Genomic DNA, 22,854 nt, shown 5'->3' on the forward strand with positions numbered 1-22,854 from the left:
TCGCCTCGTATGTCAGACGTAACCTGCACCTCAACTGGCCTGCGAGTAACATGGGGATCTTCGAGAGGCTTGCGACCCGTCACGTGCTCAAAACGATTGAGCTAAAGGGCATCGCTAAGGCGCTTGGGTGGCCTGGCTGCTACGGCTTCAACCGGCTGCTTCAAGGCCATACGATGATGGCCGCGACGCATGTCTTCAAAGGCTCTTGGGACCACTCATACTCGGGTAGGCAATATGTCTCTGAGACCTTTTGCGTTCGCGCATTGAATTCCTGAAATGCCCTCTCGAACTCAGTGATCACATCAGCGTGCGGACGCTTTGCCAGGGTCGCCTGGGTGGCGCGCATGTGCCTACCTACAGCAAATCATGACCGATTGGAAGCCTTATTCATCGAGGGCGTTTCACAATGCGTTTGGCTCATATTTAGACACCGTTTAACTTTGTTGCATCAAGATGTCATTGTTAGATTACGCCACTGAGGCAGTGTCCAAGGCGTATGCGGATGAGTTTCTTCTCGATGATTTAGCATGAGAAATTATTCGGTACCTACCGAGTCGAACCGAAAAAGGAGATTTTTACTCAAGTATGGATGCTCTATGTCGAGTTTCACCCCTAACTCAACGTGACAGGTTGCGCCTGTATGCGTGTTGCTTCCTGGTGCTCGTTTTCGACGGGATTGATGTTGCAGTTGTGCCATTTCTGGCACCGTGGATGAAAAGTGACAGCGGCTTCGACAATAGCCTGCTGACACAGGTATTCCTAGCGACAACAGTAGGCTTCGCTTTGGGGGGCATCTGCATTGGTCATTTGGCCGACAGATACGGGAGGCGGCCCGCCTTGATCGGCTCCGTAGCAATTTTTGCCGTGGGCTCGTTACTTAGTCCATTGTCGTCTGCACCTGACCAGTTTGCTGCTTTACGCCTGCTCGTAGGCGTCGGACTGGGCGGAGCCCTGCCTGTTTGCATTGCCTGGTGTACAAGCGCTTATAGCGGATGCAACCGGATATTGCTCACCACGTTAACGTATTGCGGTTTTACCTTAGGCATGGCATTAGGTGCCGCGCTGGCCAAGCCATTGCTCGGCCTTATGACTTGGGCGCAGGTGATTGCCGTGCTCGGTGGTGCGCCTCTTTTGGCCATTCCGCTGATGATGGCCTGGTTGCCTAAGCACTCGCCCATCATGCAGGGTTTCGAAAACGCATGCGTCACGCCAACACTGCAGCGCCAGACATATACGTTGCGCCTATGGTTGGCATTTTGCTTGTCATTGATGACGTTTTACTTGATCAGCTACTGGTTGCCAGTGATCAATACAGGATTGGGCCTGTCTCCGTCATTGGTGATTCTCCTTCCTGTGGGCGGGACGCTGGGAGCGGTGGTGTTCGCCCTGTTGATGCAGTACTACGCGGCGCATAATGTTTTGTTCGCCGGCTACCTTGCCGGCGCACTGGTCACCGCAAGCGCCTGGCTGATATTGCCTCACGGCGTACATTTGCCTTGGTTCATTTTCTTGACCGGGTTCTTCATCGCCGGGTGTCAGAACGGTCTGAACATTCATGCCGCATTAGCGTATCCCGAGCACGCGCGTACCCGCTTCACGGGCATCGTCATGAGCGGTGGGCGTGTCGGTGCAATTGCAGGGGTAGGTGTTGGCGGGCTGATGTTGGATTCGGCATTGCCTGTCGAATTGTGGATTTCAGTCCTGAGCGGAGGTTTGCTGATAGTGGGTATCTGTCTGAAAACCGTAGTGGTGGGCCAAGAAATCGAGGGTGGTGCATGAGAGATCCTTCACTGCGTAAACGGTTCCGACGACTGTTTAGTAATTTGCGGGCAGGGTACTTCGACAGGATTCGTGAGGAAGCGCACTCGACCCTTGTTGAGCGCCTAACAGACGATGTCTTGCAACCGTTACAGGCTTTGGTGACAGTGGCAGTGCCTCGCTCATTGCGCGAACGGCCAGGTGGACGCATTGAGTGTCTGATACGCGTAGGTGGCACCAGCGTGCGTTTTAGCGCGCGTATCACTGACAGCATCATCGGACTGGCTGCCGTTCCCTTTTACAGGCTTGCCAGGGGGCGCCGTTTCACAGAGCAACGGTTGCATCATCCGGATACCCAGCAACTATTAGGCTTACTGTGCCTGCCTCGACGTCGGTACCGCATTATGCCTGTCGTAGTATTACTTCCAGGGTCAGGTCCTCAGAATGCCGACTACACTATCGGACCCAGTCACATTTTTTCTGAGTTGGCCTGGGAGCTGGCGGGGCGGGGCATCGGCTCGGTGCGCTTTGACAAAAGGATGCCAGCTAATGCGGTGATTAGCGGCACAGTCCAAGAAGAGTACGTCCTGCCCGTCCTGGCGATCCTCCGCGCCTTGGCTCTCAAACTACCCGACAGCCCTGTTTTTCTCCTGGGTCATAGTTTGGGTGGCTATGTCGCGCCACTTATTGCTTCGCGGCAGACACAAATAGGAGCACCACTTGCCGGCGTCGTTGCTATGGCAGCACCCTGGCGTACCTTGGAAGATCTTATCGCGGCACAAGCCAACGAACTGATGCCCTTGATGAACGACAGCGAGGCGCAGGATCTGCAGCAGGATCTTGAATGCTTGCGTTCAGTAGCCAAGGCAGCGCCTGGATCAGAAAAGCTTGCTTTTGGCATGTCTTCGGCTTACTTGCACAGCTTAAGCGAGCATCATCCTGTCCATTGGTTCAACATCGACACCCAGACGCCGCTGCTGCTGCTCCAGGGGCTGGCTGACGAGCAGATCTCTGCACGGCTCGACTTTGAGCAATGGGTGAGCGCCACCGGCCAGCGCTCTGCTTGCCAATGGCGAGCTTATGAGGGCCTGGACCATCTGTTCAAACGTAGCCAGTCGGGGCTTCCCGGACAGGATTACGCCCGCCGCAGGCCCATCGCAGGTGCTGTCATTCGCGACTTGGCTCGCTGGCTCCATGCGCCGCAAGTCGCGCTGACAGCAAAGCCAGCCAATCGCGGATGGAGCATTGACGGTAAAGGTCGGCATAACCGAGATCAAATCCCTGATCGTTGAAATGGTCTATCAGCTTGAGCATCTCCATAGAAGTCAGTCCATGGGCCATCAGGTGGTCGGTAGACGTCAGGCGCTCAACATCTAGAGCGCTGCGGGAAGTCAATACTGCCCGCAGCCATTTTTCACTGACCATCAGCAGCGCTCCTTTTGCATAAGAGATAAACGCAGTAGCCTGCGGATTTCATTGCGGTCGACCTTGCCGACGGCGGTCAAGGGTAACGAATCAATTAGTCTGACCTCATCGGGCAATTTGAAATTGGCCAGGCTGGTCATGAGGAATTCGCGCGCCTGCACCAGCGTGAGCGGCTGAGTGGCGATGGCAAAGAGCACCAGACGCAGCGTGCCATCGGTTGCAGTCAGCCCCACCAGAACGGCATCAACCACTGCTGGATGCTTCATCATCACGTTTTCAACTTCGTGGGGGTCAATCTTTTCTCCATTGCGGTTGAGGGTTTCAACGCTACGGCCAATTACTTCCAAATAACCGTCATGAGCACGCCGTACCAGGTCCCCGCTGCGGTAGAACCCTCGCAGGTCGAATGCCTGTCGATCGGCATGCGGGTCATTGAAATAGCCTGGAATCATGTAAGGACCGCGGGCACAGAGTTCTCCAGCAGTATCGGTTTGGCCCCGCAGCTCGACCTCATCCAGCTCGGACATGGGAGTACCCTGGGTGGACGCCACGACTTCCGTCGGGTCGTTTGGAGCGGTGTAACAGACCAGCCCCTCAGCCATGCCGAAAACTTGCTGAAGCCGGATGCTGCCACTGGCAATCGCTTTGTGGGCCAGTTCGCGATGCAGCTTGGCGCCGCCCACTTGCACAAGAACGTTGCGACCCTGCAGGCGATCAGGCATACCCCAGTCGACCCAACGCGCTAGCAGCGCCGGTACCATCGTTACCATGTTCACGTACTGTTGGTCGATCAGCGACAACACGCGCGCGCTGCCAAGTTCCTGGCTAAGAATGACTTGACCCCGCGCCAGAAGGACGCCGAGAAAACCCGGTGAGCTCATGGCGAAATTGTGTGCCAGCGGAATCAGCGAGAGGTAGCGGGTTTCGGAACTCAACTCACAAATCTCTACGCTGCGCCGTACCGAGTAGAGGTAGTCATCATGCCGTCGTGGAATGATCTTCGGGATACCGGTGGTGCCGCCTGACAGTTGGAACAGCGCCAGGTCCCTGGCACCACTTGGACGCGCATCATGCGCCTCGGCGACAGTGGCGAGCAACGTTGCAAAAGCAGTCTCATGTTGCCTGGAGCTACGTGCGACTGTAATCACGCGATCAATCAAGCCCTGCTGCATGAGTTGCAGGCCCAACCCGTTGTCATCGTCATGCAGCAGGAGGGTGCGAGCACCGATCCGTTCACAGTATGCATGAAGTTCTACGTGACGATGGGCTGGCAGCGCGAACAACGGAACAATGCCTTGGGAAATACAGCCAAACAGAGTGACCACCAGTTCGATGCAGTTGGGCAACTGCACAACGAGGCAATCTCCAAAATTCAGGCCTTGAGCACGCAGACCCAGCCCCAGGCTCAGCGCCTTTTGATGAAGGTTAGTGTAATTGAGTATGCGATCGCCCTCCCGCAGCGCAACGCTACGCGGGGTTTCGCGCGCTGCGTCGGCAACCATCTGAAACAGGTTCTCCCCACGCCAGCAACCACTGGTCTGGTATTTGGCTATTGCCTGCGCCGGCCAATCCGGCGTTAGCGACAGCAGTCGCTCCATGTTGCTGCGCTCTACCATTTTTTACAGCTCCTTGATGCAATCAATCGGGTTGGCGCAGGCTGCGCGGTGAGCCGGGTAGCTGCCGAACACAGAGGTCAACATCAGTACCAGCCCAGCGCTTATGCCCAGGGTAGAACCGGATACGGTCAGCGGCGTGCCCCAGTAGGAGGCCATCTGCATGATCAGCATGCTGCAGAGCAGTCCTGCCACCCCGCCGACCGCGGCAATCAAAAAGGCTTCCAGAAGAAACTGGCGGAAGATGGCTGTGTAGGTCGCGCCCAAGGCCATGCGAATGCCGATTTCGCGCCGCCGCTCCTGAATGCTGATCAGCATGATGTTCATGACGCCCACGCCTGCCACGAAAAGGGACAAGGAGGCTACGCCGAGTAACATGAAGCGGGTTTGCTCGGTGGTCTGGCTGACCACCTCCAGCAGCGCACGTGTGCTGCGTACCTCGACCATCTCACCAATGTTGGCCTGCTGGAACACCGACTCGAGCTGCGCTTGCATGGACTCGGTCGATGCCGCATTGCCCGCTTGGATTACCCAACCACCTTGCGTAGCACTCGGCAACAGGCGCGCCCGCATCGAACTCAGTGGAATTAGCAAGGCCTTGTCCATGTTGCCGCCAATCACGTCGCCGCGGGCCTGGAGTATTCCGATAACGCGATACGCCAAGCCATTGATGAGTACTCGGGTGCCTAGTGGTTCGACTTTTGCCTGCCGCAACTCAGACGCCAGGGCCGCCCCCATCACAACCACCGCCTGCGCAGCGGCCAGGTCTCCCACACTAAGGTTACGGCCCATTTCCAGCGGCAAGTTGCGAATCGCGCTGTAGCCAGTTTCCACTCCATAGATGCGTATGTGTTGCAACTGGCTGATGAGGGTGACTGGCAGGTCCGCTTCGTCAAAACGGCTGAATCCTGTTAAACCCGGCAATGCGCGAATCTGGCGGACCATTGCCTGTTCGCTCAGCGCCTTCGGCCGAACGCTCATGCCATCAAGTTTCAACCGCACTGACAGGACATTGCTACCCAACCCGGAAACCGCTAGGCGAACCTGAGCTTCTGTTAGTTCGCCGATGGCTTGGATAACTACTACGGCACATACGCCAATGGCGATGCTGATTAAGGTCAAGATCGAGCGCATGCGAGCGGCTGACAAAGCCATAATGCAAATGCCAAGCTCTTTGAGCATGCTATACGGCATGCATCGGAACCATTACGTCACAACGCTCGGGGCGACCGTCAACCATCTTCAATTGTTGCTCGGCATGCGCCGCCATTTGCGGGTCATGCGTGACCATGATGATGCCGGTGCCGTTCTGGTGCAGGCGTTTGAACAGTGCCATGACGGTCGCGCCAGCTTCTTGATCCAGCGCTCCGGTGGGTTCGTCGGCGAGCAGGAATGCGGGGCGGTTCATCAACGCCCGTGCAATGGCTACGCGCTGCTGTTCTCCGCCTGAGAGATGGCGAACCGGTTTTCCCAGCAGACGGTCCAGCCCTAGGTTTTCTACCGCGTCATCAAAAGCCGACGCAGCAGCAGCCGGCGAGACCGCTGCGTAGCGCAAGGGCAGGCAAATGTTGTCCTTTACGGAATAATGTTCCAGCAAATTGTAAGCCTGAAAAACAAACCCGAAGTGACTGGCCCGCACCCGGCAGAGCGCCGCACGGCTGGCGTGCTCGAACGGTACCCCATCGATACGGTATTGACCGTGAGTGGGGCGGTCGAGGCAGCCCAACAAATTGAGCAACGTGCTTTTACCAGAACCCGAACGGCCCAGAATTGCCAGGAATGAACCTCTGGCGACGGTCAGGTCGACTTGGTGCAGAACCGGCCGAGCGCATCCGGCATCCGCATAGACCTTGCCTACCTGTGTCATCTGCAGCATGGTGACTGTTTCCTCACTGTGCGACCAGCGCGTGCAGGACCTGGCTTTCGCGCAGGCCTTCAAGTATGACCGCCTGATCTTCGAAGGTATGGTCTAGTACCAGCTTGTGTCGGTACACGGTGCCATCCTGCAGGGCCCTGATCGATACCAGGGTCCGCTTGTTATCGAGAGGCCGCTGTCGGTAGCTGGCAAGTGCAGCCAATGGCAGCACCAGTCGGGACTCTTCGGGGCGCGTAATGATGCTGACGTCTGCATTCATACCCGCTTTCAGAAAGCCGTCGAGGTTGTCTGCTTCGATAGTCGCCACGTAATGCACCGCTGGCTGCGAAAGATCAGGGGAGGGGGCTATGGTGATCACCGCCCCACCCCATGTCCTGCCAGCTGAGCCATGGACGCTGAAGCGCGCAGTCATGCCAACCTTGATGTCGTTGATCTCAACCTCTGAAATGCGCGTGTGAACCGTCATTGCAGAGAGGTCGGCGATCTGCATGATCAAGGGTGTTTGCTGATTGATGTTCAGCGTCTGCCCTTCGGTGACTGCAACGGCCATGACCACCCCGTCGATTGGCGCGAGAATGCGCGTGTTGAGCAAATTGACTTGCTCGCTTTTCAGTATCTGCAGATTCTGTTGAATTTCGGCCTGCAGGCTGCGAACCCTTGCGTTACCTTTAAGCACCTCGAACTCGATGCTTTCAAGGCGTTCCTTGCTTTCCGCCTCCACCCGCACGAGCTCGCGCAACCTGTTCACCTGACGGTTTAAGAACTGGACTTCGAAGCGTTGTTCTTGGAGCTGCGCGTCAAGTTTCTCGATCAGTGCTTGGCTGGCACCCACTCTGGCCTTGTAGATGCGGTCATCGATCTGCGCAACGCAATCGCCACGTTTCACGGTGTCGCCTTGACGCACATGCAGTTTCAAGACCTGCCCTGATACCTGGCTGCCGACCTCGACAGCAAGCGATGGCTGGACCACACCTGCGGCTACTACACGCTGTTCCAGGGGTTGCATCCGCGCTTGCAGGGCAATGGTCTGCTCGTCCGCCCGGTCAGAGTCCTCACGGTTCAGCATCGCACCGGTCAGCAACAGACAGCCAACCAGGGTGGCAACCGTCAGCCATTGCTTGCGGCGGCTCATACTGTCACCTGTGCGGACGTTTGTGAGGCGGCCTCGCCTGGCAGCGGCCCTTCGATGTTCAGCCAATCACACGCGCAGTTCAGTAGGGCGGCATGCAGCGCTTGCACCATCGGTACCGCATAGAGGCTACTGTCATAGAGCCATTGCAGATGCTGGCGGCCGGCAATGCTGACCAACTCCAGCGCGATTTCACCCTTTGCCTGTATGCGCTCCGGCGGTTGCAGGCGTGCTTCGATACCTCGAAGGGCCAAGGCAGCGCCTGCATCAGGTTGGGAAACGAAGAAAAATCGCGGTTCAGGCAGCATTACCGCGAAATGTTCACGCAGATAACCGCGCAGCTCCGCGACCGACACGCCAGGATGGTCATGAAATTCCAGTAACTTGCGGCGTAGATGGCGCGCAAGGGCGGCGGCGTCATGGAACTCGGTCATTTCAAGAGCCAGCAAGGCGGTACAGGCGAAACTGCCCAATTGCTGCCAACTGCCGGCGCCGTTGCGATTGGCTGACGGCATGCCAATTATCAGGTTTTGCTCACCGACAGTGGACTCGAGCACCTGGCAGTAGAGAGTCAGTATCACCTGGTCTAGCGTCAGGTTGGCCCGTCGCTGAAGGGCGCTGAACAGCGCCAGGGCGTTTTCATCCAGCGCAAAGCTCAAACGACGACCATCGAACGCTCCGTCAATCGTGCTTTGAGCTGACTCGGCTATTCGCGTGCAGTGAGGTAACAGCGCCTCGGCCCAGTACGCCAGGGCTTCCGGACCTGCTGGTGGCTTATGGCCGGGATTGATGTGCTCTGCGGCCGGAGCCTGGGTCTCGCCATTGTACAAACGCGATAGCTGCGCGAGCAGCAAGCCGGCCGATACGCCATCACAGAAACCATGATGTACACACAACATCAGCTTGTACTGCTGCTCGCCATAGTCGACGACACACAGGCGTACCGGTAACTGCTCTGTCAGCTCGAACGTTTGTGTGATAAAGCACTCGACGGCCTTGTTCAGCGCGCGCTCTTGGCGCAGGGCCAGCGGTTCTCGAACTGACTGCACGCGCCAAGCGAGTGGGTAGAGATCGGCTGGAGCCGGACTTAAATGAAGCGTGCCCTGTTCAAGTCGGGCCACTTGGCATAGTGCAGGGCTTTGACTTAGTAATTGCAGGAAACAAGCCTCTAGACGAGCAATGTCCAGGCGTCCGCGCAGATCATGCACCAGGGCGAGGTTGTGACGGGCAGTGCCCTCGACCAAGCTCTCCATGATCCACATGAGTTGATCACTGGTGCCTGGCTCGATCCGTTCCGGTAACTGATCAGTCATACGGGAGTTCGCCTTGATTGCCCGCCACAAGCCCGCAGGTTTCGGGTCGGCATAGAAATGTTTCATCTTCAAATGAACGCCGAATGCTTCGGCGCAAAGGTTGACAATCATCAACGCCTGCAAAGAAGTGCCGCTCAGAGCATAGAAATCACTGCTCCAAGTAATGATGCCGACGCCATCACCCAGCACGCGCTGCCACACCTCGAGTAATAGGCCTGCCTCAGGCGGAATGTTGTCAGCAGTTGCGGCTGTGCCAGAGCTGAGGGATGGCGACAAGGAGTTGGGAAGGCTTACCACGAAAGGGGCCTTGAGCTTGGGGAACGTGCCCCGCAGGTAGTCCACCACGCGACTCTTGTCGGTATGGCAGGCGTCACCATGAAGCTGGATATCGATGAACTTGTGCCCGCGCTGGCTGGCAGACACCGACGCCTTGGCCAGGAAGGTACTGAAGCGCGAAGCGAGTAAGCGTTCCAGCATATGCAGATCGACCTGTTCGCTTTCGAACTTGGCCGTGGCATCCATGCGTCCGATGAAGAACAAGCGCCCGTGCTCATCCAGCAGGCCGCGGTCACCCGTTCGCCAGTATTGATGACCATCCTCCAAGGTCATCAGGCGGGAAGCATCTTCCACCTCGATGGCCAGGTAGCCTGGTGTCAATGATGGGCCGCGCAGACAAACTTCGCCTTCACGCCCAGCGGCGAGTATCTGGCCGCTGCCGGGGGCCTTGATCACCAGGTCGGTGTTCTCAAGCGGCGCGCCGACCAGATTGCCAGGCACGAAGTCTTGGTCTATGAGCATTGCTGTAGCAACAACGCAGGCTTCGGTCGGGCCGTAGGAGTTGATCAACCTAATGCCCTTGCCCACTTGATGCAGCCACTGCCTGATGGCACTGTCCTGCGCCAGGTCTCCTCCGATAATGGCCAGCCTGGCGCTGGGGCAACGTTGGCGGATCGGTGAGGAATGGAAGAACACCAACTGGTGCCAGTAATTTGTTGCAAAGTTGAATACAGAAACCTCGGCCTGGTGGCAGAACTCCAGCAGCAACGCATGGTCGAGCACCGTCTCGGCCGGAGCGATTGCCAAGCATCCCCCCAAATGCACCCAGCCGAAGACCTCTTCGATCCAGGCGTCGAAATTGCTTAGCGACAGGTTGAGCAGTACATCATCTTGGCGCAGTTCGTAACGACGGGTCATGGCCTGCAGATAGTGACCCAGCCCGTCACGACTGATGGGGATGAACTTGGGACGTCCCGTGGTGCCGGAACTACGGAAAATGTAAGCATCGCTGGCAGTCGTGTATCGGTTGCCACCTGGTAGGCGTCGATGTTCAAGAGACTCGAGGGTAATAACGCGCACTCTGGTACCACCGGGCAGACGGGCGACGCCGGGGACATCGGTGATTACTACCGCGATGTCAAGCGTATGCAGCAACTCTACGAGATCGTCCGTTGCCAAATTGACGTTCACCGGTACAAAGGTGGCACCAGCTTCGTGGACTGCGAGCGTGCTCAGCACGCCGTCCAGCCCCCGGGGCAAGAGGATGGCGAAGCGTTGATTGCTCGGCATGATGCACATCAGTTGCTGGGCAATTTTTGCAACTTTTTGCGTAAGGGTCTCATAGTTCATGGTCAGCAATGCGCAGTCCTGGCCGGGCACAGCCGCGTCTGGCTCGGCACGCCAACGAATGGCTGTGCGATCTTGCGGCTGAAGGGCCAAGAGCAGGCTGCTTGCGGGGGGCGTGGCGAATTGTGCGAAGTAGGCCTGCAAAGGCGCAGCGGGCTCAGCGCCTAACCAGTTGAAGGCGTCGGTGAAGCACTGCAGCAAAGCCTGTGCATCGGCAAGGTCGTACAGTTGTTCATGCACATCAACTTCGACAACTGGTTCGGCGCCGAAGCGGACGGTAATGTTGTAATTCTGCACCGCACCCGATGCGATGTAATGGCGCGACAGTTGCCAATCACCCAGGGTCCACTCGCTGTCCGTGTGCACCAGGTTGATCGCGGGCAGTCCCGCCAGCCATTTTCGACACTTACTGTCCATGGGCGAGTTGGCCAGGTCAACGGCGTAGTACGGGCTTTGCTCGTCGAGTTGCCAACACAGCCGCTGCAGATTCTGCCCAACACTTGCCTGGGGATTGATCGAGAACATCAAGGGCAACACGCTCATTGCCAGACCGTAAGCGACTTGTCCGTCTAAGTGACGGGTGCTGACTGGGAGGTTTACAGCCCCAGCGCTGCTTCCGAGCGCTCGGCACTCGATAAGCACCGCCGCGAGCATTGCCCGCAGATAGTCCTCCTGTCGTACACGCCAGCGTGGCTCGCCGCGCGGGGAGCGCAGGGCGCCGGCCACCTTCAACCCGCGCCCTGGGAGCTGCGCTCGTGTCGAGACGTCTGGCAGGTGATGGAGAAAGCCATCCATTCTTTGCAGCCAGTAGGTGTCGGCATCGGCTGTGGTCGCAAAGGTACGCCTTTCGGCCTGGGCAACACTCAGCGGGTCGCCGCGACACGCGCTCAGCACATCGTCGATGAATTGCTTGATGCCGAAATTATCGGTCGCCGCGTGGTGGGCAAGGATGCCCCAGAACAACCGCCCTCCTGGCAAGAGAGCCAGCCGATGGCGAACCGTATCACCCGCGAAGATGTCGAGTGCCTCCTGGGCATCCTGGCGAAACCACTCACGCGCTTGCGCCTCGGCATCTGCAACGCCCGCCAGATCGAATTCGACGATGTCGGGCTTACGGCGCACGATAAGACGAGACAGGTCTGCACCCTGGATGCGGTAGCGCTGGTTGCCGAGTTGGCTGACCCGGTGCACCTGGGTAATGCCTCGACGCAGTTGCATAAGGCTCATGGCTGAGCTTATGACGAGGTATTCCGCAATGTTGAAAACGGAAGGATCTTCGACGCTCAGGTGGCCTAGCACCAGGCTTCGTTCCACACCACCTAGGGATGAATGCTCAAGCTGCATGGGTGCGACCTCAGTGGACTGACCTGGGCCGGGCGGCAAGGATCTGTTCATGGGTCGAAGGGTCCAGACAAAGAGGTGGATGACCATCGATCTTCAAGCACCGTACCTGGTCGGAGCCAATGGCCAGTAGGTACTGGCGCTCACCACCGGGCCGTGAAAAGTAACCGGCAGCATAACTGTACACTCGCACACCGTTGTCCCTTTGAAAGTCTCTGAGCGAGTGTGTGCTCCACGGTGCATCGAGGATACTGGCGGGCCAGTTCTGCTGGTAGAAGCCTGCTCGCAGCGAGAACTGGTTTCCAGAGAAGGTGGCTCGATTCCAGCCAAGATGCCAGAACAGGACAACAGGAAGTAAAGCTACAAAAGCATAGGCAATCCACGCTGTCAGCGACGGTCTCGAGCTATTCCCGGTAGCACGTTCAATCATGACAATGCACAAGATAAACACAGCAGTACCTGCTGCGTTCATCAATATAATTTTCCAGCCGAGCACCACCGCAATTGTTTGGCTCATACGGTTGCTATTTCCAGCGCGAGCTGAGTGAACAGATCCACCAACTCTCGACGCTCTGCCTTTGCTGCCGGCAGGCGCAAATAGCCGCTCTTGTGCGCTGCAAACAGGCACGCAGTAATCTCTTGGCGGGCGTTAAAACGATGGATTTCATGAATCATCTCGACATTGCCAGAAACCCGCGCCAGGTGGATGCTTGCAGCACCGACAGATGCCGTGTCATCAGTGAAGCGCGGTGAGGGCGCCGAGCGGCAAGTACCGGAAATAGTCACGGCCATTTGGGTTGCTATTGAGATAGAGATGGCCAGGTTGACTGAAACTCCCACATTGACAGCTGCTAGAACACGGGTTACTACTCCAACATTGACTACCGCCACGAGTGGGGCGCCCGATTCCGAAACCAACTGCTCTGAGGAAAATGGCAGTGTCATACTGTTTTCCCCCAACAGTTCTTTGATTCGATTCATTGCCTGCTTCTTGACTGCCGGCAGGTTCTCTATATCGCCCGCAAGCTCCGAAGACTTCAGGATCTCTGCAAGCTCCTGTTTCTCGTAGAAGCGAATTCGTTCCCATAGGGTCGACCGGGTATCAGTGAATCCCCGAGCTTTTAGCTTGGCGAAAACGGCGTCATAGTCGTGATTGTTTACTGACTCCATCAAGTCTGAGTCGTAGGTGATCAGAAGTAGTTTTTCTTCCAAAGAACCAGCAGGAATGAGCGCTGGGTCCAATGGGCCTTCGCCACAATCACGCGCTTGGCAGAACGCGTGGTATACGGAGGGTTCCTCCCGGATCCGATCCCACAGTGAGTTGAAGCTCACGATGTCTTCCCATGCCGCAACTGGGACATTGGCCTTCGATAGCGTGAGGCGCAACTGATTCTGTGTCACTGCATCCGAGGCGATCAGCGAGCCAGGAGTGCCAAAACTGCGCTGGCTGTTGGCTTGCGCGTTCAATGCAGGTATAGCCGCGCCAGCAGTGACGGTGCCGACCATGGCCGCGGTTGACTGCAGAAATTTCCTTCTCTTCACGTTATTGCTTCCTTGCTCAAGATGGATGTTAGCACTTGTAAATAAGGTCGAGCGTAGCCAGTGCATTGAATCGTTTGCTTACCGGGACCACGACGTCGACAAACTTATTGCTCAGTTCTTGGCGCAACTGAGAATCGGTATGTATGTGGGCGCAGGCTTGGCATGGGTGGACAATATTCTTGAGGTCCAGTGCATGCCCTTCAGGCAGTATCTGTTCAAGAATCGAATATGGGCCTTCAGTGCGTAGCCAGACTTTCATGAAATCATCGTGCTGCGCGGTATAGTCTGCGAACAGTGAGCCTGTCTCATAGCGACCTAGCTTCATTTCCGGAATATGTTCAAATGTTAAGCCACAGCATGCGGAAATTTCGTGATGAGGAGTAAGCACGACATTTTCGAATACCTGGTCGCAGCCTGTACGGAGTTGCCTGTCACGGTGTTCAATGGTCTTACGCTCTTCGCTAGTGTCATAGAAGGGCATCCATGAGTTGAACTGCACCTGAAGCTTTTCTTTCTTCCGTAGATTCGCGACAACAGGGTTTTCCAATAGCTGAGCGGCAATCGTTGACTCATCACTGTCTTGCTCAACGGTAATCAACACAGGGATATCTGCATCGGCCAACGCGCTCGCTGCACCGATAACCGATGTGAGAGGGACCCATTCGACATGATCTTTGCCGGTGCTGAAGTTCATCTCGCTGATACCGGCTTTGCGCAATTTATCTGCGTTAGTCGCCGCCTGTTTGGACGTCTTTCCCCAGTAACCGTTACTTACGCAACGGGTTTGCAAACCTAGCGCAGAAGCATGGGAGATAGCTTTGAATAAGTCGTCGCCAAGCAAGAAGCATTCGCCACCACTGAAGACGATCAGCCGTAATCCATTGAAGCGCTTATATGCTTCATCGATGAACCGGGTCATATCGCTCAGTGACAGCCGGTTTGAAAGGCTAGGATTGCACTCGAAGCAGCATTCTTTACATGCCGCGTTGCATTTATAGGTCGTAATTATTGTAGCGGTATGTGGATACTTATCCCAATAACCGGCTGGAAAACAGGACATGCTTCAAATCCTTTCGCTGATGGGGGCCGCTCCAATGGCTGTGCAAAATAAACATGTCGGAAGTGAAGAAAACAAACCGTAAAGTATTTCAGGACGTTTCATTCTTAAAAGGCCGGGCCTGAATTTATGGGTGCAGGTAGGCAATCCCGCTGAGTTGCTGTACCCGTAATTTTGAAAGGGCAAAGTGTAAATTTTGTAAGCTTCAGGGGACCAGCCAACTGGGCTGAATGGCCCCTGCGTTAGCACGGGGCGCTACACAGAACGAAACGCGTTAGCTTTCGCGATCGGCGGAGGCGTAATTTCTCAAGCGTTTGCATTGCTTGTTGAAAGCGGCTTGCCGCTGGTACACCGGCTGTTTGGTTTCGGGGGCTCTGGCCCGGTACGCTTCGCTATCTGGTGAAGCGAAAGCTTGTCGCGGAAGTACATCCGCCGAATTTTTCCCATCATTTCCATGATGATCACCTGGTGTTCTCCTGCTCGGAAAGTGAGCAGAAGCAGTTGAACACCTGTGTCAGTTTTCAGTCGGCATCGCAAAATTTGCCCTGACCACAGCCGATGAGCGAGAGACTTTCATGCATGGGACGGTTTTTCTGGGGGATAGCGAGCGGACTATGCTGTGAGCCGATGCTTCCGCCGATTGCTGCCTGATGCGGTTAGACGCACGCAACTTCCGTCACGCGCGTTACACGATCAAAAACAGCAGAAAGCTTCTTGGTCATCCCCAAGCGGCCATCGCCTCAATCTCTACCAGCATTCCATCCAGCGGCAGCCGAGCCTTCACGCGCCGTCCCGAGGGCAGTTCGAGTAACTATCGAAAGCAGTTTTCTTCAATGTGATGTAAAGGGGGCCGCAGGCACTGGTAGAACAGCCAAAGTGACGTTGTGATAGTCATCGACACGTGCGTTCAACGATGCGTTGGTTCCACGGAACTCAACTGTATCGGGCCAACATTTCAATGTATGTGTCTGGCCGAATTCTTCCGTACATGACCGGCAGCTCTGGGTCGGTAGCGGCCGCTGGCGAGTGACAGCTTCCGACCCTTTGCGGACGTTCGCCATGACATCGTCTGCGCCTATGAGATCGAGCGCCGCCCGCGCGGCGCATCGCGGATAAAATCCGCTCCTACGTTTGTTTCTGGCCAATTATGTCAGTGAGATTTGCGCGCGGCCGCCTGGGTGCCTGACGCGATACCGAGTCGTACGAACAAGGCGTTCGCGCGCGTCTGTCACTGACGTTACTGGCCAGAAACAAACGTAGGAGCGGATGTTATCCGCGATGCGCCGCGCGGGCGGCGCTCGATCTCATTGGCGCTGAACATTTCAAGGCGAACACATCCGAACACCGCACTGACCCCAAAGCATGCACCGTCCGCAAAGGGTCGAAAGCGGCCTGCCAACGTGCCTCAAAAAGGATCGAGCCGTGCGTCGATGCCAGCCTGCTTTGCCAGCGCAATCCGCCCAAGAAAATGGAGGAGTTTCAGATTGCGCTTGAGCACGTAGGAATGATTGGCGGGCTTATGTGCGCTGCCGCGCTAACCGTTTGACTGATGGCTGCCGCCGCTCTTAGTCTGAAAGCCGCGTCCTTTGTGGCTGCGACAGTTTTAATTCTCTAGCGCATCGAGCCGAACCAAATGTTTGGCCGGTTGCGACAGTTTTGCCCTTTCTCAACCTGACGCTGGAGCCCGCGGATTTCGGGCCCCGCTGCGACAGTTTTAATTATCAAAATCCAACTATTGTTTCGCCTGGAATTCCTCGGAATTCCAGGCGATTTCACTCATTTGTCCCACCAAACTCACCGTAAGCTTCCTACAGGTCCCTGCGACCATCCTGCTTTGGCGCCCCCCCATCCATTATCAGAATGTTCCCCACTTCTTCCGTAGTCGTGGAGTCTGAACATAATGCAAATACGCAAACGTACTGCTGTGTACCTGCTTGCCGCCTCTGCCATGCAAACCTCGATTGCAATGGCCTCCTCGGCCGAGGAGGAGGGTTACTATGGGGCGGCCAGGCTCATCAATGTTGAACATAAAGCCCGCAACATGGACTCGAGTGCACGCCCGGGCATCGGTGCTTTCGTCTCCGGCGACGACCGTCATCAAGAGATCACGGGTAGCTTCGCAGTTGGCTATCGATTTGGTAATGGCTGGCGCTTGGAAGGTGAATTATCCCTGCCACAAAAGAATAAGTTCACCAGTGGATCGAGCGCATTTCCAACCAGCCTGAATGAACACCAGATTGAGTCAAGGCGTGTGATGTTCAACATTTATCGGGACCAGAAACTTACTCAGGCCTTGTCGATCTATGCTTCTGCTGGCCTGGGCCTTGCCCAGCTCGAGTCAGCGGGGTGGCAGGGTAACGAGTCTCGACAGTACGGTACTGCTACCCAAACCAATCTGGCCTGGTCGCTCGGCGCGGGGCTGGCCTATGAGGTGACTGAGCGCATGACACTCGACCTCGGCTATCGCTATGTGGATATGGGCAATACCGAGAGCGGATGGAACAACTTCCAGAATGTCCGTGGCTTACAGGACGAGAAGATGCGCGCCAATCTTGTCTCCAGCGAGCTGCATTTGGGTATGCGCTGGGCGTTCTAGGAACGGCGCGACGGTTGCTTGCCCTATAGCTGGCCCTGGCATACAAAAACATCCTCCATGCAGGGGGATGTTTTTGTCTGTTGAAATCAGATCTGCATCGCCATCCCTTCCACATTCATCGCCGCCTGGCGCAAGGCCTCGGAACGGGTTGGGTGTGGGTGGCAGGTGAGGGCGATGTCTTCAGCCGAGGCCGAGAACTCCATGGCAACGCAGAATTCGCCAATCATCTCGCTGACACTCGGCCCAACCAGGTGCACACCCAGCACTTCATCCGTATTGGCATCGGCGATGACCTTGGCGAAGCCTTCAGTCTCGTGGTTGATCTTGGCCCGGCTGTTGGCGGTGAAGGGGAACTTGCCGACTTTGTAGGCACGGCCTTCGGCCTTGAGCTGTTCTTCGGTCTTACCGACGCTGGCCAGTTCGGGACGGGTGTAGATCACCCCAGGGATGAGGTTGTAGTTGACCTCATGGGGCTTGCCAGCGATGCGCTCGATGCAGGCCACCGCTTCGTCTTCGGCCTTGTGCGCGAGCATCGGGCCGGAAGTGACGTCACCAATCACCCAGACACCCGGCACCGAGGTGCGGTGATGTTCGTTGGCGAGCATGCCGCGCTTGTCAGTTTGCAGACCGACGCTTTCGAGGTTCAGGCCCTGGGTGTAAGGGCGGCGGCCGATGGCGACCAGCACGTAATCGGCTTGCAGGGTCTCTGCGGTGCCGCCGGCGGCGGGTTCCAGGGTCAGGCTCACGCTATCGCCCGAGGCGCTGGCCTGAGTTACCTTGCTGCCGAGCTTGAACGCCATGCCTTGCTTGGCCAGAGCCTTTTGCAGGGTCTTGGCAGTTTCCTCATCGGTGCCTGGGCAGATGCGGTCGAGGTACTCGATGACGGTGACTTGGCTGCCAAGACGGCGCCATACAGAGCCTAGCTCCAGGCCGATGACACCGGCGCCGATCACGATCAGGTGCTTGGGCACCTGAGGCAGGGCCAGGGCGCCGGTGGAGTCGATGATGCGCTGGTTATCGATGGTCACACCGGGCAGAGGCGTGGGCTCGGAGCCGGTAGCGATGACGATGTCCTTGGCCTGCAGCGGGGTTTCGCTGCCATCTTCGGCTTTGACGATGACCTTGCCGACACCGTCCAGGCGGCCCCAGCCCTTGATCCAGTCGACCTTGTTCTTGCGGAACAGGTATTCGATGCCCTTGGTCAGGCCGGTCACGCTCTCGTCCTTCTGCTTCATCATCTGGCCGAGGTTCAGGGTTGGTTTCACCGCGATGCCAAGGTGGGCGAATTCTTCGCCGCTGGCGGCTTCGTAAAGTTCGGAAGCATGCAGCAAGGCCTTGGACGGCATGCAGCCGACATTCAGGCAGGTGCCGCCCAGGGTCGAACGGCCTTCCACACAGGCAACGCTCAAACCAAGTTGGCCGGCTCGAATCGCCGCGTTATAGCCGCCAGGGCCGCCGCCGATGATCACCACGTCATAGGATTTCATGGGTTTCTACTCCAGATGAAGAAGCGCGAGAGGGGCATAAGGTTAAGCGCAGAACGTGGAATTGTATACAATCCAGCGCGCCTATAAGATCAGTTGGTTCTAGACCTTGGTCCCGCTTAGCGGAAACTTCGCACGGATGAACTACCCTGATTCGGTGGTGTTCGAAATTTCATGCATCGAGCCCAGAAGGAGGGTCGTCCATGCTTGCGCAACTTCCGCCGGCACTGCAGAGCCTGCACTTGCCACTTCGCCTGAAATTATGGGATGGCAACCAGTTCGATCTTGGGCCAAGCCCGCAGATCACCATTTTGGTCAAGGAGCCGCAGCTGATCCGCCAGCTGACGCATCCGAGCCTGAATGAGCTGGGCACTGCGTTCGTCGAAGGCAAGCTGGAACTGGAAGGTGATATCGGCGAAGCCGTTCGTGTGTGTGACGAGCTGAGCGAAGCATTGCTGACTGACGACGACGAAACGCCTCCGCAGCGTCTGGCCCACGACAAACAGACTGACGCCACGTCCATCTCGTACCACTACGATGTTTCCAACGACTTCTATCAGCTGTGGCTCGACCAGGACATGGTGTATTCCTGCGCCTACTTCCGTGAGCCCGACAATACCCTCGATCAGGCCCAGCAGGACAAGTTCGACCACCTGTGCCGCAAGCTGCGCCTGCAAGCGGGTGACTATCTGCTCGACGTAGGTTGCGGCTGGGGTGGGTTGTCTCGGTTCGCCGCACGCGAATACGGCGCCAAGGTGTTTGGCATTACGTTGAGCAAAGAACAGCTCAAGCTGGGTCGTCAGCGGGTGAAGGATGAGGGCCTGGCCAAACAGGTCGACCTGCAGATCCTCGACTATCGCGACCTTCCGCAGGACGGGCGCTTCGACAAGGTGGTCAGTGTCGGCATGTTCGAACACGTTGGGCATGCGAACCTGGCGTTGTATTGCCAGAAGCTGTTCGGCGCCGTGCGCGAGGGCGGGCTGGTGATGAATCACGGTATCACCGCCAAGCATATCGACGGCCGCCCGGTCGGGCGCGGAGCTGGCGAGTTCATCGACCGCTATGTATTCCCCAATGGGGAGTTGCCGCACCTGTCGATGATCAGTGCGAGCATCTGCGAGGCCGGGTTGGAGGTCGTGGACGTGGAGAGCCTTCGACTGCATTACGCCAAGACGTTGCACCACTGGAGCGAGAATCTGGAGCACCAGCTACACCGGGCAGCGGCCTTGGTGCCGGAGAAAACCTTGCGCATCTGGCGCCTGTACCTGGCGGGATGTGCCTATGCGTTCCAGAAGGGCTGGATCAATCTGCACCAGATTCTGGCTGTGAAACCCTATGCCGATGGGCATCACGATCTACCCTGGACCCGCGAAGACCTCTACCGCTGACAACTCCACCGGGGCCGCAACTGCGGCCCCGCTCACGTTCAGAGGATCGGCGAAATCAACCGCGCAATGCGCATGCCCAACTGCTGGATACGGTGAGTATCCCGGCTGTCCTCGGCGGTTATTTCCTTGGCTTGGTCGAAGTCATCGATCAACATCGCCTCGACCTGGTCGGCAAACGCTCGATCGACCGTCAGCAGGGTGATTTCGAAGTTGAGCCGGAACGATCGGTTGTCCAGGTTGGCACTGCCAACGGCGCTGACCTCGTCATCCACCAGCACCACCTTCTGATGCAGAAAGCCTGGCTGGTAGCGGAACATGCGTATGCCTGCACGCACCGCCTCGAAGGCGAACAGGCTGGAAGCGGCGTAGACGATGCGATGGTCTGGCCGCGAGGGGATGAGGATGCGCACGTCCACGCCTCGCAACACCGCCAACCGCAAAGCGGCGAACACGGCCTCGTCGGGGATGAAGTAGGGGCTGGTGATCCACACCCGGTGGGTGGCGGAGTGGATGGCTTCGATGAAGAACAGCGAGCAGGTTTCCTGGGAGTCTGCCGGGCCGCTGGCCAGCGCCTGGCACAACACGCCGTTGTCTGGGTAGGTGTCGGGCAGGATCAGCGGAGGCAGCTGGCGCGTTGCCCAGTACCAGTCCTCGGCGAACGACTCCTGCAGGCAGGCCAGCACCGGCCCGCTGATCTGCACGTGGGTGTCACGCCAGGGCGAAAGACGAGGGTGCTCGCCGAGGTACTCGTCACCAACGTTGTGCCCGCCGATGAACCCGGCCACACCATCGACCACTACGATCTTGCGGTGGTTGCGGAAGTTCACCTGGAAGCGATTGAACCAGCCTCTGCGGGTAGCGAAGGCATGGATCTGCACGCCACCGTCGCGCAAGGCCTGACTGTAGCTGGCGGGTAACGCGTGGCTGCCGACCCGGTCGTAAAGCACGAACACCTGCACCCCCTCGCTGGCTTTGCGCAGCAGCAATTGTTGCAGTGCCTTGCCGAGGGTATCGTCGTGAATGATGAAGAACTGCACCAGCACCACTTCCCGGGCTCGCTCGATGGCGGCGAAGATGGCATCGAATGTCGCCTTGCCATTGATCAGCAGCTTCACCTGGTTGTTGGCAAGACAGGGCATTCGTCCGAGCTTTGGCATGGCCCGTAACGCGGCGTAGCTGTCTGATTCTCGGGCAGTCAGCGCTTCCTCAACCCAGGGCCTCCAGTTGAGGTTGGCCATGGCCACGTGCATTTCCTGGTTGGCCTGGCGCCGTGCCTGGATGTAGGCATAGAAGGAGCGGGCACCGAAAACCAGGTAAGGGATGAGTGTGAAGTAGGGAATGAAGAACAGTGACATGGCCCAGGCAATTGCACCTTGGGCGGTGCGTACGGTGAACACCGCATGCAGTGCGGCGATGATGCCTAGCAGATGAATGACGCCGAGCACATAGCCGAAGAAGTAGGGGCTGTGGTAATCCATACGCATCCTGCTTGCCGAATACACAGCGGATAACAGAACACGTTCCAGGCCCGCGTTGCAACCAGAATGCGGATTTGGCGTCTAAGCCTGAGCCCGGCCACTTGGCCGGTTATTTCGAGGAGCGTTCGTCCATGAAGATTCGTCTGCCACTGTTGGCTCTGGCCCTTGGCCTGGGCAGCCCGCTGGTGCATGCACAGATGCTGCAGCCCGGGTTGTGGGAGCTGACCACCAGCAACATGCAGGTCGATGGCAAACCGTTGCCGGATATGCAGTTCATGCTCGGCCAGCTGAAGAACTTGCCACCGGAGCAACGGGCAATGATGGAAGGGGTGTTGGCCAAGCAGGGCGTTACCATCGGCGGTAATGGTGTACGTTCATGTCTGACACCTGAGCAAGTGCAGACCAATGACATCCCTCTGCAGGACCCCAAGTCCGGTTGCACGCAAAAAATCACCGACCGCACCGGCAATGTCTGGAAGTTCCAATTCAGTTGCCCCAAGGCACAAGGTACCGGTCAGGCAACCTTCCTTAGCGACAAGGAATTCACAACCCAGGTAAACGGCACGTTCAACGCATCGGGTGTGCAGCAGCAGGGCAGCATGAACACTCGTGCTGTCTGGTTAGGCAACGACTGTGGAACGGTCAAACCACGAACTTGAAATTCACCTAGGCCATTATCTGCTAATGAGCATGCAGGCTTTCTGCATGCTCACGACGGCGAAAGCAGACCATGCTCAACAATAGTTCCACGTGGAACATTTCATTTTGGTCTTGGCCGCGACAGCCATCACCCTGCATTGGCCGGGTCAGCGGCATCCTCCGACCAGGCTGCAATGCAGGTTGAAACGTTGACCGCTTGAGCTGGAAACGCGGTTGTACGTGGTCCAGCCAACGCGTCGGCTATAGCCAACCCAGGCTTCACCATCGCTCGCGAGGCCTGTGAAAAACGTCAGCGTACCGTAGCGGCTGTTGGTTTGAGCCCAGAGGCGACGCGATGTAGTGTCGAAACCGCGGAGGTAAAGATGGCTGCCTTCTGTCCGCACACTGTAATAACTGCCGTTGCCGTCCTTGCAAGCAAGCAGCGTGGCGCTACGCGTGCACAGTGCCAAGCTGTTGCTCAGCGGCACCGCCTGCGACGCAAAAGGCGCAGTGACCAGCAACCATAGGGCAGCGCGTAGCAGGTTCATTCCATCCCTCAAGAAAAATCTTCCGACGAGTACGGCTTGGCGAA

General features: G+C 57.3%; 17 protein-coding genes and 1 pseudogene. 5 read left to right on the forward strand and 13 right to left on the reverse strand.

Annotated elements, in window-relative coordinates; all coding sequences use genetic code 11:
• The first annotated feature begins 585 nt into the window (after nucleotides 1–585).
• Complete coding sequence (locus tag ACIPZF_RS24735) at nucleotides 586–1,779, forward strand: MFS transporter (RefSeq protein WP_400804329.1); 1,194 nt, start codon at nucleotides 586–588, stop codon at nucleotides 1,777–1,779.
• 383 nt (nucleotides 1,780–2,162) lie between these two features.
• Nucleotides 2,163–3,050, forward strand: a complete 888-nt coding sequence (locus tag ACIPZF_RS24740) for an alpha/beta hydrolase (RefSeq protein WP_400804332.1) — start codon at nucleotides 2,163–2,165, stop codon at nucleotides 3,048–3,050.
• On the opposite strand, the pseudogene ACIPZF_RS24745 reads toward ACIPZF_RS24740, so the two are convergent.
• The 10 genes and pseudogenes from ACIPZF_RS24745 to ACIPZF_RS24790 all read right to left on the reverse strand — a co-directional run.
• A pseudogene (locus tag ACIPZF_RS24745) lies at nucleotides 3,034–3,183 on the reverse strand (hypothetical protein); the annotation flags it as partial. The gene ACIPZF_RS24740 and the pseudogene ACIPZF_RS24745 overlap by 17 nt on opposite strands.
• Nucleotides 3,183–4,799, reverse strand: coding sequence for an AMP-binding protein (locus ACIPZF_RS24750; protein ID WP_400804335.1), 1,617 nt, complete (start codon nucleotides 4,797–4,799; stop codon nucleotides 3,183–3,185). The gene ACIPZF_RS24750 and the pseudogene ACIPZF_RS24745, both read right to left, overlap by 1 nt.
• A 3-nt stretch (nucleotides 4,800–4,802) precedes the next feature.
• On the reverse strand, nucleotides 4,803–5,990 hold the full coding sequence (locus ACIPZF_RS24755) for an ABC transporter permease (protein WP_400804338.1): 1,188 nt from the start codon (nucleotides 5,988–5,990) through the stop codon (nucleotides 4,803–4,805).
• Nucleotides 5,980–6,672, reverse strand: coding sequence for an ABC transporter ATP-binding protein (locus tag ACIPZF_RS24760; protein ID WP_400804341.1), 693 nt, complete (start codon nucleotides 6,670–6,672; stop codon nucleotides 5,980–5,982). Before ACIPZF_RS24760 ends, ACIPZF_RS24755 begins: the two co-directional genes overlap by 11 nt.
• Before the next feature lie 13 nt (nucleotides 6,673–6,685).
• Nucleotides 6,686–7,804: an efflux RND transporter periplasmic adaptor subunit gene (locus ACIPZF_RS24765; RefSeq protein WP_400804343.1), complete on the reverse strand. Its 1,119-nt coding sequence runs from the start codon at nucleotides 7,802–7,804 to the stop codon at nucleotides 6,686–6,688.
• A complete protein-coding gene (locus ACIPZF_RS24770; protein WP_400804345.1) occupies nucleotides 7,801–12,081 on the reverse strand; it encodes an AMP-binding protein in 4,281 nt (1,426 codons plus the stop codon). The genes ACIPZF_RS24765 and ACIPZF_RS24770 overlap by 4 nt, the downstream gene beginning before the upstream one ends.
• Before the next feature lie 10 nt (nucleotides 12,082–12,091).
• On the reverse strand, nucleotides 12,092–12,595 hold the full coding sequence (locus tag ACIPZF_RS24775) for a hypothetical protein (protein WP_400804347.1): 504 nt from the start codon (nucleotides 12,593–12,595) through the stop codon (nucleotides 12,092–12,094).
• Nucleotides 12,592–13,620, reverse strand: coding sequence for a hypothetical protein (locus tag ACIPZF_RS24780; RefSeq protein WP_400804349.1), 1,029 nt, complete (start codon nucleotides 13,618–13,620; stop codon nucleotides 12,592–12,594). Before ACIPZF_RS24780 ends, ACIPZF_RS24775 begins: the two co-directional genes overlap by 4 nt.
• Before the next feature lie 28 nt (nucleotides 13,621–13,648).
• A complete protein-coding gene (locus ACIPZF_RS24785) occupies nucleotides 13,649–14,539 on the reverse strand; it encodes a hypothetical protein (RefSeq protein WP_400804352.1) in 891 nt (296 codons plus the stop codon).
• A gap of 444 nt (nucleotides 14,540–14,983) precedes the next feature.
• Nucleotides 14,984–15,142 carry a hypothetical protein gene (locus tag ACIPZF_RS24790; RefSeq protein ID WP_400804387.1) on the reverse strand — a complete coding sequence of 53 codons (159 nt, stop codon included), beginning with the start codon at nucleotides 15,140–15,142 and terminating at the stop codon, nucleotides 14,984–14,986.
• Nucleotides 15,143–16,577: 1,435 nt separating this feature from the next.
• On the opposite strand from ACIPZF_RS24790, the gene ACIPZF_RS24795 reads away from it, so the two are divergent.
• The gene (locus ACIPZF_RS24795) at nucleotides 16,578–17,273 is read left to right on the forward strand and encodes an outer membrane protein (RefSeq protein ID WP_400804354.1); all 696 of its coding nucleotides are present in this window, start codon (nucleotides 16,578–16,580) and stop codon (nucleotides 17,271–17,273) included.
• Nucleotides 17,274–17,359: 86 nt separating this feature from the next.
• On the opposite strand, the gene lpdA is transcribed toward ACIPZF_RS24795, so the two are convergent.
• A complete protein-coding gene (gene lpdA, locus ACIPZF_RS24800; RefSeq protein ID WP_400804357.1) occupies nucleotides 17,360–18,760 on the reverse strand; it encodes a dihydrolipoyl dehydrogenase in 1,401 nt (466 codons plus the stop codon).
• Nucleotides 18,761–18,960: 200 nt separating this feature from the next.
• Between lpdA and cfaB the strand changes: the two genes are divergently transcribed.
• Nucleotides 18,961–20,145 carry a C17 cyclopropane fatty acid synthase CfaB gene (cfaB, locus tag ACIPZF_RS24805; RefSeq protein WP_400804359.1) on the forward strand — a complete coding sequence of 395 codons (1,185 nt, stop codon included), beginning with the start codon at nucleotides 18,961–18,963 and terminating at the stop codon, nucleotides 20,143–20,145.
• 38 nt (nucleotides 20,146–20,183) lie between these two features.
• On the opposite strand, the gene cls is transcribed toward cfaB, so the two are convergent.
• The gene (gene cls, locus ACIPZF_RS24810; protein WP_400804361.1) at nucleotides 20,184–21,623 is read right to left on the reverse strand and encodes a cardiolipin synthase; all 1,440 of its coding nucleotides are present in this window, start codon (nucleotides 21,621–21,623) and stop codon (nucleotides 20,184–20,186) included.
• A 131-nt stretch (nucleotides 21,624–21,754) separates the two neighbouring features.
• Between cls and ACIPZF_RS24815 the strand changes: the two genes are divergently transcribed.
• The gene (locus ACIPZF_RS24815) at nucleotides 21,755–22,282 is read left to right on the forward strand and encodes a DUF3617 domain-containing protein (RefSeq protein ID WP_400804364.1); all 528 of its coding nucleotides are present in this window, start codon (nucleotides 21,755–21,757) and stop codon (nucleotides 22,280–22,282) included.
• Between the two features lie 147 nt (nucleotides 22,283–22,429).
• Here ACIPZF_RS24815 and ACIPZF_RS24820 read toward each other — a convergent pair whose 3' ends face one another.
• Nucleotides 22,430–22,810, reverse strand: coding sequence for a glutamine synthetase (locus ACIPZF_RS24820; protein ID WP_400804366.1), 381 nt, complete (start codon nucleotides 22,808–22,810; stop codon nucleotides 22,430–22,432).
• Nucleotides 22,811–22,854 lie beyond the last annotated feature (44 nt).

The organism is Pseudomonas sp. NPDC089752 (genome assembly GCF_044748725.1).
In the GTDB taxonomy this organism is placed as follows: domain Bacteria; phylum Pseudomonadota; class Gammaproteobacteria; order Pseudomonadales; family Pseudomonadaceae; genus Aquipseudomonas.

Excerpts from the sequence above, each read along its gene's own strand:
- ACIPZF_RS24785 (WP_400804352.1), bottom strand. The coding sequence starts at position 14,539 with ATGACCCGGTTCATCGATGAAGCATATAAGCGCTTCAATGGATTACGG.
- ACIPZF_RS24735 (WP_400804329.1), top strand. The coding sequence starts at position 586 with ATGGATGCTCTATGTCGAGTTTCACCCCTAACTCAACGTGACAGGTTG.
- ACIPZF_RS24795 (WP_400804354.1), top strand. The coding sequence starts at position 16,578 with ATGCAAATACGCAAACGTACTGCTGTGTACCTGCTTGCCGCCTCTGCC.
- ACIPZF_RS24770 (WP_400804345.1), bottom strand. The coding sequence starts at position 12,081 with ATGCAGCTTGAGCATTCATCCCTAGGTGGTGTGGAACGAAGCCTGGTG.
- cfaB (WP_400804359.1), top strand. The coding sequence starts at position 18,961 with ATGCTTGCGCAACTTCCGCCGGCACTGCAGAGCCTGCACTTGCCACTT.
- ACIPZF_RS24755 (WP_400804338.1), bottom strand. The coding sequence starts at position 5,990 with ATGCCGTATAGCATGCTCAAAGAGCTTGGCATTTGCATTATGGCTTTG.
- lpdA (WP_400804357.1), bottom strand. The coding sequence starts at position 18,760 with ATGAAATCCTATGACGTGGTGATCATCGGCGGCGGCCCTGGCGGCTAT.
- ACIPZF_RS24760 (WP_400804341.1), bottom strand. The coding sequence starts at position 6,672 with ATGCTGCAGATGACACAGGTAGGCAAGGTCTATGCGGATGCCGGATGC.
- ACIPZF_RS24765 (WP_400804343.1), bottom strand. The coding sequence starts at position 7,804 with ATGAGCCGCCGCAAGCAATGGCTGACGGTTGCCACCCTGGTTGGCTGT.
- cls (WP_400804361.1), bottom strand. The coding sequence starts at position 21,623 with ATGGATTACCACAGCCCCTACTTCTTCGGCTATGTGCTCGGCGTCATT.
- ACIPZF_RS24775 (WP_400804347.1), bottom strand. The coding sequence starts at position 12,595 with ATGAGCCAAACAATTGCGGTGGTGCTCGGCTGGAAAATTATATTGATG.
- ACIPZF_RS24820 (WP_400804366.1), bottom strand. The coding sequence starts at position 22,810 with ATGAACCTGCTACGCGCTGCCCTATGGTTGCTGGTCACTGCGCCTTTT.
- ACIPZF_RS24815 (WP_400804364.1), top strand. The coding sequence starts at position 21,755 with ATGAAGATTCGTCTGCCACTGTTGGCTCTGGCCCTTGGCCTGGGCAGC.
- ACIPZF_RS24750 (WP_400804335.1), bottom strand. The coding sequence starts at position 4,799 with ATGGTAGAGCGCAGCAACATGGAGCGACTGCTGTCGCTAACGCCGGAT.
- ACIPZF_RS24740 (WP_400804332.1), top strand. The coding sequence starts at position 2,163 with ATGCCTGTCGTAGTATTACTTCCAGGGTCAGGTCCTCAGAATGCCGAC.